Annotated in this window: 12 protein-coding genes; all 12 read left to right on the plus strand. The window is 42.0% G+C overall.

Annotated features, from left to right (window positions below):
- Positions 1 to 49 precede the first annotated feature (49 nt).
- The 12 genes from ACFIQC_RS06190 to ACFIQC_RS06245 all read left to right on the plus strand — a co-directional run bounded on the left by ACFIQC_RS06190 (position 50) and on the right by ACFIQC_RS06245 (position 12,619).
- A complete protein-coding gene (locus ACFIQC_RS06190; RefSeq protein WP_375706893.1) occupies positions 50 to 379 on the plus strand; it encodes a hypothetical protein in 330 nt (109 codons plus the stop codon).
- Between the two features lie 273 nt (positions 380 to 652).
- On the plus strand, positions 653 to 868 hold the full coding sequence (locus ACFIQC_RS06195) for a hypothetical protein (RefSeq protein WP_375631848.1): 216 nt from the start codon (positions 653 to 655) through the stop codon (positions 866 to 868).
- A 661-nt stretch (positions 869 to 1,529) separates the two neighbouring features.
- Positions 1,530 to 2,891: a PBSX family phage terminase large subunit gene (locus ACFIQC_RS06200; RefSeq protein WP_375630216.1), complete on the plus strand. Its 1,362-nt coding sequence runs from the start codon at positions 1,530 to 1,532 to the stop codon at positions 2,889 to 2,891.
- Positions 2,876 to 4,726 carry a portal protein gene (locus tag ACFIQC_RS06205; RefSeq protein WP_375706885.1) on the plus strand — a complete coding sequence of 617 codons (1,851 nt, stop codon included), beginning with the start codon at positions 2,876 to 2,878 and terminating at the stop codon, positions 4,724 to 4,726. The genes ACFIQC_RS06200 and ACFIQC_RS06205 overlap by 16 nt, the downstream gene beginning before the upstream one ends.
- Before the next feature lie 283 nt (positions 4,727 to 5,009).
- Complete coding sequence (locus tag ACFIQC_RS06210; protein WP_375702893.1) at positions 5,010 to 5,783, plus strand: hypothetical protein; 774 nt, start codon at positions 5,010 to 5,012, stop codon at positions 5,781 to 5,783.
- A 245-nt stretch (positions 5,784 to 6,028) separates the two neighbouring features.
- Positions 6,029 to 7,147, plus strand: coding sequence for a N4-gp56 family major capsid protein (locus ACFIQC_RS06215; protein ID WP_375610676.1), 1,119 nt, complete (start codon positions 6,029 to 6,031; stop codon positions 7,145 to 7,147).
- A gap of 83 nt (positions 7,148 to 7,230) precedes the next feature.
- Entirely contained in the window at positions 7,231 to 7,926 is a 696-nt protein-coding gene (locus tag ACFIQC_RS06220) for a hypothetical protein (RefSeq protein WP_375706886.1), read from the plus strand.
- Positions 7,927 to 7,947: 21 nt separating this feature from the next.
- Positions 7,948 to 8,142 (plus strand): hypothetical protein, encoded by a 195-nt coding sequence (locus ACFIQC_RS06225; protein ID WP_375706887.1) that lies wholly within the window; start codon positions 7,948 to 7,950, stop codon positions 8,140 to 8,142.
- A gap of 79 nt (positions 8,143 to 8,221) precedes the next feature.
- Positions 8,222 to 9,685 (plus strand): hypothetical protein, encoded by a 1,464-nt coding sequence (locus ACFIQC_RS06230; RefSeq protein ID WP_375641008.1) that lies wholly within the window; start codon positions 8,222 to 8,224, stop codon positions 9,683 to 9,685.
- Positions 9,686 to 9,999: 314 nt separating this feature from the next.
- Positions 10,000 to 10,482 (plus strand): hypothetical protein, encoded by a 483-nt coding sequence (locus ACFIQC_RS06235; protein WP_375621457.1) that lies wholly within the window; start codon positions 10,000 to 10,002, stop codon positions 10,480 to 10,482.
- Positions 10,479 to 11,618: a tail fiber domain-containing protein gene (locus ACFIQC_RS06240; protein WP_375706888.1), complete on the plus strand. Its 1,140-nt coding sequence runs from the start codon at positions 10,479 to 10,481 to the stop codon at positions 11,616 to 11,618. The genes ACFIQC_RS06235 and ACFIQC_RS06240 overlap by 4 nt, the downstream gene beginning before the upstream one ends.
- Complete coding sequence (locus tag ACFIQC_RS06245) at positions 11,615 to 12,619, plus strand: phage tail protein (RefSeq protein WP_375706889.1); 1,005 nt, start codon at positions 11,615 to 11,617, stop codon at positions 12,617 to 12,619. Before ACFIQC_RS06240 ends, ACFIQC_RS06245 begins: the two co-directional genes overlap by 4 nt.
- Positions 12,620 to 13,968: the final 1,349 nt, after the last annotated feature.

Raw genomic sequence — 13,968 nt, forward strand, 5'->3', positions numbered from 1 at the left:
TTTTTGTGTTTGAGGTTTTGGTTTCTCTTTAGTTGGAAGGAACATGATGATGGTAGATGAACATTGTCTTCCCTTACGTCGAAGAGGGCGGAAAAAAGGGGCTTTAAATAAAACAACAAAGCGATTTAATGAAGCTCTTTTGACAGCGGCGGAGCAGGCTGGATATCACTATGGTGAAGATGGGCTGGTGTCTTATCTTCAGTATCATGCGTTGAATAATCCCGTACCTTTTTTTTCGCTGCTGGCAAAAGTGTTGCCTCTTCAGGGGGCTGGAGAAGCAGGGGGAGATGTTAAAACAGTTTCGCGTATCGAGATTGTACCAGTGAATGCAAAAAATAGCGAACCGGAGAAGCATGATCCCTCGGCAACTGAGGCTTGAAGTTACGAGAAAATATTGGGTTTTGGCACATGATGTTTAAGGGATATTGTCTTTGAACGGGGATGCTAGATGTTTGTCTGAAAGCTTATGATTGAAATTGCGGTGAGGGGCGTGTGCTTTAGGCGTGTGAGCTGTGAAGTTGTTGGGCTTTGGTGGGGGATGCATGAGGACGTGGACTGGAGGAGACTTCGGTGCATATGGTGTTTTTTGGGGGTACATGGCGTCTGGGGTGGTTTGTGTGAAGGGGTCGGCAAGATGCTTTTATGGCGATGCATGAGGGGCGCGATACCTGAAAGATGTTGGGGAGTGCTTGATGATATTTGCTGTTTTGGACATTTGGTGAAGATTTGGGCTTTTCTCGTTATTGAAGGTGTGGAGATATCAAAAACAGTTTCGCGTATTGAGATTGTGCCAGTGAATGCAAAAAGTAGCGAACCGGAGAAGCTTGATACCTCGATAACTGAGGCTTGTGATATTGAAAAATGTTAGGCTGAGGTGGGTGATGTGGGGTGATGTCTTGCAAGGGGGCTGCTTTGGTGATTGCCTATCTTGAGGGGATTGAAGCGGAGGCTATCGTGTTTGTGGGCGCTCGTGATATTGGGAAGGGGCTTTGGTGAATGATGCCGTAAGGGCCCGTGTGCTGGAGGGAATTTGGTGCAGGGTATTTGTGTGGTGGATATGGAACAGTGTTTTGATGGGTGAGGGGCATGAAACTTGAGAGAAGTGTTATGCTTGCCTGATGCATGTGTTTTGGTGGGGGTATCTTGGGGGATAAAGTGTGAGGATTGGTGATGCTTGAGAGGCATGATATTGGAGGATGTTGGGCTTTGGATATGCCTGAGAGCCATGTGCTGAGGCTATGATTTGGTTGGGGGGATACCTTGCTTGTGGTTGGGGGATGACAGGCGCGGTGTTTGAGGGGGTGGGGCTTTTGTGCCTTGGGGGCTTGGGGCGCATAGGTGGGGTCAAGGGGATCTCATGCAAAAAAGTGAAATTTATTGAATATTAGGATGAAGAAAAGATAAAGCGCTGCTTTTGAGAAGGGCGTTTTTCGTTCAATTGCTCTTTTCGTTCAATTGCTCTGGGATAATGAAACTTGGGATAAGCAAAAGGGTGCAGCGCAATTATTGCTAAAGTATGAAAATTTATAATGACAACGGTTCAGAAAATTTCTCAAAAAATTGAGCAGAAAACGGCTCAAGTGGCTCTTATTCCAAAGCTTATTCCTGTTTTTACTGGAAATGCCGATGTGCGAGCCGCTTGGGGAGGACGCGGTTCTGGAAAAACACGTTCTTTTGCTTTGATGTCGGCTGTGGTGGGATATCGCCATGGAATGGCTGGAGAACGCGGTATTATTCTTTGTGCACGGCAATTTCAAAATTCTCTTAATGAAAGTTCTTTGGAGGAAATTAAACGCGCTATCGAAGCTTATCCTTTTTTACAAGACTATTATGAAATCGGCGATAAATATATTAAATCAAAAGATGGACGGATTGTCTATGTGTTTGCTGGGCTTGATCGCAATATCGCAAGTATTAAATCAATGGGACGCGTTTTCCTTTGTTGGGTCGATGAAGCCGAGCCCGTGACAGAAACTGCTTGGCAAACACTTATTCCAACTTTGCGCGAAGAAGGAAAAGATTGGAATGCAGAATTATGGGTCACATGGAACCCATGCCATGAAAATGCAGCCGTGGAAAAACGTTTCCGAAATGTCGATAATCCTCATATCAAAGGGGTGGAAATCAATTGGCGTGATAATCCGCAATTTCCTGAAAAACTCAATCGTGATCGAATGGACGATTTGCAGCAAAGACCAGAGCAGTATAACCATATTTGGGAAGGCGAATATCTCCAAGCTGTCCAAGGGGCTTATTATCAGAAATGTCTGCTGGAAGCCGAAATGGAAGGGCGGATTACCACTGTTCCACGGGATCCTTTGATGCAGGTGAGAATCTTTTGGGATATCGGGGGAACAGGAGCAAAGGCCGATGCTACCGCATTGTGGGTGGCGCAATTTGTTGGACGTGAAATCCGAGTGCTCGATTATTATGAAGCCCAAGGACAACCTCTCTCAGAGCATGTGGGCTGGGTCTTTCAAAGGGGATATGAAAAGGCTCTTATGGTCTTGCCTCATGATGGCGCAACAAAAGATCGTGTCTATAATGTGAGTTTTGACAGTGCCCTTCAACAAGCCGGTTTTCAAACCAAAATAATTCCTAACCAAGGAACAGGCGCTGTGAAAATGCGTATCGAAGCCGTACGGCGGTTGTTTCCTGCACTATGGTTTAATCGTGAAACGACATGTGCGGGGAGAAAAGCGCTTGCTTGGTATCATGAAAAGCGCGACGAACAGCGCAATATCGGACTAGGGGCTGAACATGATTGGGCTAGCCATGGGGCCGATGCCTTTGGACTGATGTGTGTGGCTTATGAACAACCAAATGCTAGAGTGCGAAAAAAACCTTATCGCTCGTTTCACCATTCTCAAACTTCATGGATGGCTTTTTAATGAATATGTCTACAAATTCTTCTTTTGATCAAATCGAAACGCTTGAAAATCAAGCTCTCTTTAAAAAACTCGTGGGTTGGTATCAGGATGATATTGATCATGTCGAAAAATGGCGAAAAAATGCCCAGGAAGATTACGATTTTTATAATGGACGGCAATGGAATGAGCAAGACTTGGCTGTCTTGCACGAACAAAACAGACCCGTGATGACTTTTAACCGTATTGCGCCTTTAATTAATGCTGTGATCGGGGCTGAGCGCAATAATAAAAGACAAGTCCAATTTATTCCACGACAAGAAGGCGCAGCCTTTGCTAATCAGATTCTGACAGGAGCAGCCGAATGGTTTCGCGATGAAGCCGATGGCGAATACGAAGATTCCGATGCCTTTCAAGATGCAATTATTTGCGGTATGGGCTGGACAGATACACGCCTTGATTATGAACAAGATCCCCAAGGAAAACCAATCATTGCGCGGCTGGACCCTATGAAAATGGTGTGGGATGCAAGTGCTGTTAAGTCTAATCTCATTGATGCTCAACGCTTATGGTATATCGATGAAAAACCTCTTGCCGTAGCGCAGCAAATGTTTCCAAATGTTCATTGGAGTGATCTTCATGCGGATTGGGTGAAACATCAGAGCTTTTTACAGCCAACCAGCGATGGGATGACACAAAGTTATCAGTCCGAGAGGGGGTATCAAGGAGAAGAGGGGAGCGGCTATCAACGTCCTAAAATGGTGACATTGGTAGAATGTCGCTGGTTTGAACGCGAGGTGGTTTATAAAGTTCTCGAGCCTCTAAGTGGAAAGTTTGTCGATTATTCAGAGCAGGATTTCCAAAATTTAAGCAAAACCTTTCCTCATGTTCAAGCAACAAGGTTGAACAGAAAAATTGTCAAACGGGCATTTTTAGGTAGAAAGCTGCTTGAAGCGCCTGATAAGCCCTTGGTTCCACCCAATCAATTGGGATGGGAGTGTATTACCGGTACTTTTGATAAGTTAAGCCGGCAATTTTATGGAATTGTGCGCCCTACAAAAGATCCTCAACGGTGGGCAAACAAATATTTTAGTCAAGTGATGCATTTGCTCAATAGCCAATCAAAAGGCGGAATTATGGCAGAGCGCGATGCTTTTGATGATGATCGACAAGCCGTCGAGAGTTGGGCTAGAGCTGATAGTATTACTTGGTTGAAAAGTGGTGCTGTGTCTGGGGGAAGAATTCAGCCTAAACCCGTGGCACAATTTCCGCAAGGGTTTTTCCAATTGTTTAATGAAGCAAAGAGCGCACTTGAACAGGTGACGGGGTTGTCTTCTGAATTTATTGGGACGCGAGCTGTCAATCAGCCTGGCATTCTTGAGCAACAACGGCGACAATCGTCACTTAATCTTTTGGCTTCCTTTTTTGATGGGTTGCGTCGATATCGGCAACGACAGGGAAAAATTATTCTCTATCTTATTCAAAATTATCTGTCCGATGGGCGGCTGGTTCGTATTGCTGGTGATGAAAATGCCCAGTATGTGCCGCTGACACGCGAAATGGTGACAAGTTTGGAATATGATATTGTCGTGGATGATGCACCAACAAGTCTTAATGAAAAAGAGCGTACTTTTGCACTGATCATGCAACTGCTTCCTTTGATGCAAAATTTTGCAACGCCTGAGATTATGCTTGATCTTTTACGCTATTCACCTTTACCAGCCTCACTCATTCATAAAATTGCGATAAAGGCGCAAAATTCTCTTCAAGAAGAGCAAAATGCCTCAGCGCAGATGGGGAATAATGTGGGGGCAGACCAGATAATGCAGATGTTGCAGACAGTAAAGGCTCAACAATAGGACGCTTTGTCATGCGCGACTTCTGATAAATGCCATATATCATAAATTGCTTATCGATTTTCGTAGTGCATGGGCTCCCTTTTCTTAAAAGACCTGTTTTATAGGGCAGGATTGTTGGGAAAAGCAAGGTGGAGAGGGGGAGTTTTGCCGTTATGTGGGGTGGAGAGCTTTGGGGAAATGCTGGAGCTCAAATGATGGGAGAGCATTGAGGGAATAAATGCTCACAGGCTGTTTTATCTGAAAAATTTAATTTTATTGTTTAAAAAAAGAAAAGGCTAATGTCATGGATCAAGAACACTTAACGCCGGCAGAACAAAATCAATTAAAACAAGATTTTCTGGTCTCAACACAAGAGGGAGAAGATGGTGAAATTGCAAGAGAAGAAAAAACTCTTGAAGATAATTTCCAAGGGCAAGTGCATCAACAACAGTCCTCTTCGCAAAAGGCTGGAAAAGAGGTTCAAGGGGGAGAAGATGTTCCACCAGATCCACAAAAAGACTTTATGGGCTATATGCAATGGTTGGGAAAAACACTCCAAAAACAAGGGCTTTTACATGAAAAACAACAGCCTTCTCTTGCTCGCGAAGCAGAACAGTTGCATGCATTTTTTCAGCAGTCTGTTGCCAGTGTTAAACAAAAGCATCATGATTTTGATCAAGCAGCTGATTTTATTTATGAAACGCGGGCTAAACAGTTGGCAGCTTGTGCTTCGCTCTATCCTGAGATGGCAGACCCCAAAAATATTGATGCGTTGATTGGTGATGAGTTGAAGCAGATCTTGCGCGATTGTGCGCAAAAAAATCAAAACCCCGCTGAAGTGATTTACTCTATTGCACAAAAAATTGGCTACACAAATGTTCCCAATAACATGGGTGAAAATTTACAGGAAAGACACAATTCTGCACGTACTCTTGCTGCTTATAACGGCTTGACGCCAAATGGGCCGATTTCTTTGGAGATGCTTGATAAAATGTCAGAAGCAGAGTTTAGCGCTTGGGTTGCTGATCCTAAAAATAAAGCTGCTTTTAATCGTTTAATGGGGGGAAGAGAATTTTAAAAACAAGAATGTGGCAGGTGTTTTTTGCGGGAACGTGGAGCGGCTTTTAGCGCAGGAGAATGCGAGGGGATTTCTCAAAGCACGGATGTGGTGAGGAGAGCTCTTATAAGGAGGAGGCAGACGCTAACAGAAATTAGATAAAACTCACGAACAACCTATTCACCATCTGAAATGAAATGTGGTGTTTTGAGCGCCCGGCGCTTTGCCGGGTTTTTTTTATGTCAAGAAAACTTTTAGAGGATAAAATGACCGTAACTTATATCGGACTTAATGACCCAATGGCAGTGCGCACATGGTCTAAATTACTAAACCAAGAAGTCTCAAAAGCAATTCCAATTGCACCGTTGATTGGAAATGATTCAAACAGTATCGTACAGTTAAAGGATGAAACCACGAAAGCAAGTGGGGATGCCATTAGCTTTAATTTGCGTGTGCAGTTGCTAGGCGATGGGGTAAGCGAAGGGCAGACATTGGAAGGCAATGAAGAAGCTTTACAGTTTCTCAATGATCGCTTGGCAATTAATGAACTCGTTCATGCTGTGCGTGTCAAAAATGAGGGAACAATTGATCAGCAACGAATTCTCCATGATTTGCGCACCGAGGCAAAAAATGGTTTGGTTGATTGGTATGCAGATCGTCTGAGTATGATGTTCTTCATTCAAGTGTGTGGTTATACCGCAAAAGCTATTAACTTTGAAGGACGCACGATTACCCTTAAACCAGTTCATTATGGGTTTAATGCGCCAACGGCACCAACCAATAAACGCGTGGTACGTCCTAACGATAAAGCAAAGGATGAGGACTTAAAAGAAGGCGATGTTTTTGATCTTAAGCTCATTGATAAAGCTGTCGAACGGGCTAAATTGGCAAATCCTAAAATTAGACCTGTGCGGATTGATGGTGAAAATGTCTATGTGCTTTATCTCCATCCAACCCAAGTGACGCAATTGCGAACCAATACAGATGCAGGGCAATGGCTCGACATTACTAAGGCAATCTATAGTGGAAGTCGTATCAAAAATCCGCTCTATGATGGGTCTTTGGGCATGTATAATGGTGTGGTTTTACGCGAAGCTGAACATATTACCGAAGGGGTTGAATCTGGGATGGCAAATAAAGCTGTACCAAATGTGCGGCGGGCTGTTCTGCTTGGTGCGCAGAGTGCTGTGATTGCTTTTGGTAAAGATCGAGGAGCAACACGCTATAAATTGGTGGAAGAACTCTTCGACTATGAAAGAGAATTCGGGGTCGCGGCAAAAACCATTATTGGGATGAAAAAAACTTGCTTTACCTTGCCAGGAAGTACGCAAGGGGCTCAGGATTTTGGCACTATTGTCATTCCAACTTATGGAGCACCCGCTTAAAGCGAACGCTTGCTCTCTTCCCCCAACAAGAGGGATCTGTTGGGGGAAAAATTTAAAATGCTTCCAGAAACAAGGACAGGCTTATGACCACTTTATCCACTGATCCCCAAAATCTAAACCTTACACATTCAGACCATTCTAAAACTTTTGCTTATATGGTCGCGCTTATTCAAGATGAAATTGACGATACAACAGCGGAATATTCCCTGCAAATTCAAGATTCAATTTTTACGGCTTTGCGTTTGTGTGAACGCGAACCCTTTTTCTTTAATGAAAAAAGAGAAAGGACGTTTAAAACACAAAGTGGTAAAACATGGTATGGGCAAGAAGAAGGGGTTTTTATTGAAGCAGAAAAGAGTTTGGAGGGCGTCTTTTTAGTAACAAAGAGTGCAACACCAACAAAGTTGTTCTTTAAGCCCTTGGAAGTGTTGCATCAACAATATGGTATGCATCCTGCGCTAGGAACGCCATTCTTTTATACCTACCTTGATCAAAAAATAGGACTCTTTCCAACACCAGAACATGTGGAAGCTGTACAGCTTTCGTATGCTCCTGTTCATTTTGCTGATGAACAGCTGAAAGAGGATGATAACCCTTGGTTGATTTATGCTTTTGATCTTATTAAAGCACGGGCAAAATATGAACTTTATAAAAATATTCTTAAAGATCCTGAATATGCCGCCGTTTCTTTCAGAGATTTTCAAGAACAGCTTCAAGCTTTGCGTATTGAAACATCGCGCCGGAAAGGTTCGTCAAAGATTCACCCAATGCGTTTTTAAAAAGTTCATTTCAAATCGTTTATGGCTGGCGTTGAAGGTTGGTTTGTCACTGGTGGCTGGTTTGTCACTTATGGCTGGATACACGCGTTGGGTGTTGATGGTGAAGGGCTGGTGGATGGCGTTGGGGTGGCCATTATTGATGGTATCGTTTTTTTTGGTGCGTTAAACAACCTAAGGTTGTTTATTTTGTTGAATTTTATGCCTTTAGAGTTTTAAGGGCTTTTGTGGTTTTTTATCAATAAGCCTTGGTGTTTTGAATGGCACTGGGCTCTTCAAAGATTTTATGGGGGTCTTGATGGCTTTTTTCCCAATCGCTGATTATCGACCCGATGTGGCGGATATCAATGGAATTTTTACCGATGAACTTGTTAATGTGCTCCCGGCTGATGGCTCCTATATCCCTATGCCAAGTTTTGAACCTTTATCAGAGCCTTGTCCGGAGCCAATTTTAGGCACTCTTGCGGTTAAAACAAAAAATGGGGTTTCTATTATTGTCGGGACAAGAGAAAAAATCTACTTGCTTGATAATACAACAATGAACTGGAAAGATATTAGCCAAAAAGGAAAACCTTATCTGGCTAATGTTGATGCTCCGTGGTCTTTTGCTTTGTTTGGTGATTTGATCATTGCTGTGAATGCCAATGATAAACCACAAGTGATTGATATTAACCATGATAAAACATTTAGAAATTTAGGAGGAAATCCACCACAGGCAGGGATTGTTCGTGTCTGGGGAGATTTCGTTTGTTTGATGAAATTAACCGAGTATCCAAGAAGGGTTCATTGGTCTGGATTAAATGATGCTGAATTTTGGACCGTGGGGAAAAAAAGTTGTGATTATCAAGATTTTCCTGATGGCGGATTCGTCCAAGGGGCAACGGAGACAACAAATCCAATTATCTTTATGCGTTCTGCAATCTATGCCGGTTCTTTTATCCCTGGCTCTAAGATTATTTTTAGTTTCCAAAAAATCCACGATAAACGAGGCGCAAAAAATGCTGAATCAATTGTTTGTAGAGGCGATTTAGCATTCTTTGCCGATGAGGGCGGGTTTTATCAAATAACAAATGAGGGACAGATTATACCCATTGGGTTCGAAAAAGTCGATCGAACGATGACCGCAAAATCAAGGAAGGATAATCTGTACACTCTATCTGCTGCTATCGATGGGGTGTATAATCGTGTTTATTGGATGGTTGATTCTGATGAGAATCTTCATAAACGTATCTTGCTCATTTATGATTGGGGATTGCAAAAATGGACAAAAGCTCTCGTCGATATCAAAATGATATTGCCTATTTTCTTAGCCGGAACAACCCTAGAAGGTCTTGATTTTGTGACTAAGAATATTGACGATTTGTCCTTTTCTCTTGATAGTAAAGCTTGGAAAAATGAATCGCCTATTCTGGGGGCATTTGATCAACAGGGGAGACTGGGTTCGTTTTCTGGGTGTCCTATGGCTTGTGTCGTGACATCACAAGAAATGGGGCAGACAAATGGCATGATAACACGAGTGAAAAATATTATGCCTCAAGTCAATAGTGGAAAGTTTTATTTGTCTGTGGGAATGCGCTTTCGACAATCTCTTGAAGAGGAAACTGTTTGGTTGCCAGAAAAACAGCCCTCTTATAATACTGGACAAATTCATTGTCGTGCAAGGGCACGGTTTTATCGCTTTAAATTGCGTATTCCTGAAGGGGTGAATTGGACTCATGTCACTGGATTTGATGTGGAATTGACGCGGGCAGGCATGCGATAGGCATGCCCTTTTGTAATACCATGCGATAGGCTCAAGCCTCTATTATTAAAGAACAAATGCCCCATAGGCTTCCCAAACCTTTATAAACAAAGGCACAATGCGATAAGCTGTGTCTTTATAATATGAAGAACAAGGTGGTGCGTTATGTTTCATGCTTTTCTGCGATAAAGGAAAATAGGCTGCACCATGGTTTATTTTTATAAAGAAGAAAGTTCCCTCTTTGTTGTGACAAAAGGATAATGGGGCTTTTTTTCTTTTATTGTGCGGGGGCATGGAATGCGTGAAATGCGTAGGGGGATGTTATTTGAGGGGAGATGAGTGACAAAGCTAAAAGAGCTAAAATTATGATACAAGAGAGTCAAGATTTATATTCTGCTTATCTGACAGAGCAGTGGCCATGGGAAAAAATAGCTCCCTATCAAGAGGCTCTCAATGCTGCATTGAAAAAATATGTTCAGCGCTTTCCGGATGATGTTTGTCTGGAAAAAATTGCTGAAGAAATCGCTACCGGACAAGCACAATTGTGGCTGGTCTTAAAAAATAAAATCCAATTTAGTGCTTTTGCAATTACCAAAGTTGAAATAACCCATACGGGAAAAAAATGCGTCGTTCTCTCTGATCTTGCTGGAGAGGGAGGGCTGAAATTGGTCAAGTTGATTGATGAAGTCGAAAAATGGGCGCGAACAATTAATGCTGAAGAAATGCACATGTTTGGAAGAACTGGATGGGCGAAAAAGCTCGCTCATCACGGATATTCTCGTAATCTTATTCAATATAGAAAGGTTCTGAACCCATGAGTAGAAAAACCACACCTCAAGTGCAAACAACAACACAAACAAATGCTCCACCTGCTTGGGCGGCTGATATTCTTAAACAAGCCAGTGCTGATGCACTTGGACTTTATAATAAAGGAATTGGCGGAAACGTTTATCAGGGAGACAGAGTCGCTGGTCTTAGCAATATGACAAAAAATGCGCTGACCGGTTTACAACAAGCAGCAGGGCTTTATAACAATCCAACGGTAACGCAATGGTTGAATGCCCCAACCAACAGCGCTACAAATCTTTCCGGTATGGCTAAGGGAAGCTGGATTGGAAGCAATAGTAAATTTAATACTGCATTGCAAAATGCTCTGAATAAAACGTCCGATGCAATTAATCAATCGATGTCGGGAGCAGGACGTTATGGCTCTGGGGCTCATACTGGTGTGCTGGCCGATGAGTTAGGCGCCTTGGCAACAAATGCTGCAGCACAGCAATATAATCAAGATATTAACAATATGATGAATGCAAACCAGATGATTGATCGCTCTCAGAATGATCAAGTTAATGCGGCAAATAGCTATTATCAAGGACAGAGTAACGTGCAAAGCAATGCTTTGAAAGGGGGTATGATTCAAGATATAAACCGCCAAAATGTCTTAGATGCGGAGCGCCAAAAATGGTCAGAAAAAGATAATCAAGATTGGAACCGATTGCAAAGTTTGTTACAGGTAGGAACACAGGCTGCTGGAAATTACGGAACGACTTCAGGAAAATCCACGACAATGCCTTCTGTGACAAAAGATCCATTGCGTGATGCGCAGCAAGTACTTGGATTGGTCGGAGGAATTTTAGGGCTTTGTGATGTGAGAGCAAAAGAAAATATTATCCCTGTGGGGCAGAAAAAGGGATATCCATTTTATACCTTTAATTATAAGGGAAATCCACAACGTTATCAGGGCGTTATGGCGCAAGACGTGTTGCGTGTGAACCCTGAAGCTGTTTATGTCAATGCGAAAACAAAGTTATTGCATGTTGATTATGACAAAATAGGACTGAAAATGGAAAAAATGAAAATGGAGAAAATACCGGCATCTAAAAATAAAATTGCGGCTTTCTTTTCTTCATTTTTTGCTCGTTTTCCCTTTTTGAAAAAAGAGTATCTTCTATGAGTTCGATTTATGATTGGTCAATTGTTGCATCAGAAAATGCTTATGCCGATGAGAGTATAAACTGGGCAGAAGGGCAACCTCCAAGCACAGTCAATGATAGTGCTCGCGCTATGATGCAACGCATCAAAGAATATTTGTTGGATAATGGGGGCGGGATTGAAACACAGTTTACTGTCGATGTGGAAAACGAGAGGACATCACTTCGTTTGGCAACAAAGTCTTTTTTTGAGACTTATATGGATGGCATTGTTGTGCGCTTTAAAGCACAAGGCGTCAACAGAGGAATAACAAATATTTCTTTAAATCAATTGCCGCTAAGACCAACTTATATGGCAACGCCAGAGGGTATTATGCCTTTAAAGGGCGGGGAAATTCAAAAAGGGGGGCTTTATGAGATCGTCTATACGCGTGATATTGCCGGAAAAAATGCTGATGGCTGGTTTTTAACCAATCCTACTATAAAACTTCCTGAAATTCCGCCCTTTCCTCCTTTGCCTGAAACTTTTTCTTCTGGATTTATCGGGACTTTTGCTACAGAAAAAATACCCTCTGGATGGTTACTGTGTGATGGTAAAGAATATTCGCGAAGGAACTATGCTAATCTCTTTGCTGTTCTGGGAGAAACATGGGGAAAAGGAGACGGGAGAACAACATTCAATGTTCCCGATTTGCGTGGAATGTTTTTACGGGGGCTCGATAGTGGAAAAGAAATTGATAAAGGACGTCGCTTGGGAAGCCGACAAGAAGAGTCTTTTCAATCCCATACCCATGAGGGAAAAACAGATTCAGCAGGTAACCACCAGCATAGTTATCCAATGATTGAAGAGGTAGTTTGGGATATGAATCACGGTGAATATTATAGACATCTGGCTCAAGTCTACAATAAAGATCGGTTAACGAAGGCTGCGGGAGAGCATGAACATAAGGTCTTGTTGCAAAAAACAGGGGGGGATGAAACACGCCCCGTCAATATGGCGGTGGTTTATGCTGTCAAAGCCTGAGAATGAAAGCTGTGTGAGAGAAAGATAAAAATACTTACAAAATATTTGTTATGAAAAAAAGTCTTATTGAATATAAAGTCTTATTGAATATATTGTGTAGAAAGTTTTGATGCGCTTTAGAAAAAACTTAACTCTCTTTATTTTTTGTGCTGCCTTTGTTGGATGTCTAAAGGTAAGTTTGCCTATTGTTCTTTAGAGGATCAAGACAGTGATTATTGAAGGTAGGGGGAGAACAAAAAACCTTTCTTTATTCATGGCGCTTTTTGCTGAGGAATAAAGATTTTAGCTCAAATGCCTCTCTTTTGTGATATCGTGATCCATTATTTCAAGTGCTGGGTTTAAACCGCTGTTGTGCGATGACAAAAAGCCCCTAGATAATTTTATCCTATTATAGCGTAAAATACCGTCATTAAAACACTATTATTGAAGGTGGTGATATCAGTAAGATAGCTTAAAGTATTTAATACATTAGCAAATGTTATGGTGAGGATTTTCTTGGTTAAGTATTATGCAAGTGAATCATATAAATAATGAGCAGATATGGAGCCCCTTCAGAGGAGTTGGATTGTTTACAAACCGATGTGGGGCTAAAACCTTTGTCCTTTGAGGGTGGTGGAAAGAGGTCAACGGATATGTTTATTTAAAGCGAGAAAAAGCAAAATGGAGCGCTCCCTTTTTTGGCAAAGCGTGTAGGAAAAAAGCCACTCTTTGTTTTCAAAATGGGTGCACTGTTGGCAAGAGCAGCAGGTTGGCGATGCGTTGTAGTACATGGTGAGGCATTGAACCCTCTGAGATGGCATTTTGTGCTTATCAGGCAACTTCTTGAAACGGGATGAGAGTGATACGAGAAAAATCTATAAGACAATAGTTTATCCCGTTGTGTTGTAAAATACCATTGTTTGAGATGCGGTTAAAATTTTATGCATGGGGTGTTTTTCGTCTGTGTGTATTCCTAAAGCAGCGTTTTTTTGTAGAGTAACTCTGGACAGGGGATACATTACAAGGATGCATTTGAAGGGGGAAGCCAAGTCAAATCTGTTAGATAAGAAGCCAGATTGTTTACAAACCATTGTTTATTGATTGCCATTATTTAAAGACCGGTGTGGGCTTTGTCCTTTTGGGGAAAGCTGACACAGCATGCAAGGTGACATGCATTTCTCTTTGGTTTTAGGTGGTAAAATCATCATTTTAGGTGGAAAACAGAGTATAATCTAAAAAAATACCTTGTAAAAATTTTCGATGAGGAATTTTTTTTCAAAAGCTTTTCTGAGGTTTTCTGAGGTTTTCTGAGGTTTTCTGAGGTTTTCTGAGGTTTTCTGAGGTTTTCTGAGGTTTTCTGAGGTTTTCTG

Origin of the sequence: Bartonella sp. AA126HLJHH, from assembly GCF_042197425.1 — a bacterium.
Taxonomy (GTDB): Bacteria; Pseudomonadota; Alphaproteobacteria; order Rhizobiales; family Rhizobiaceae; genus Bartonella.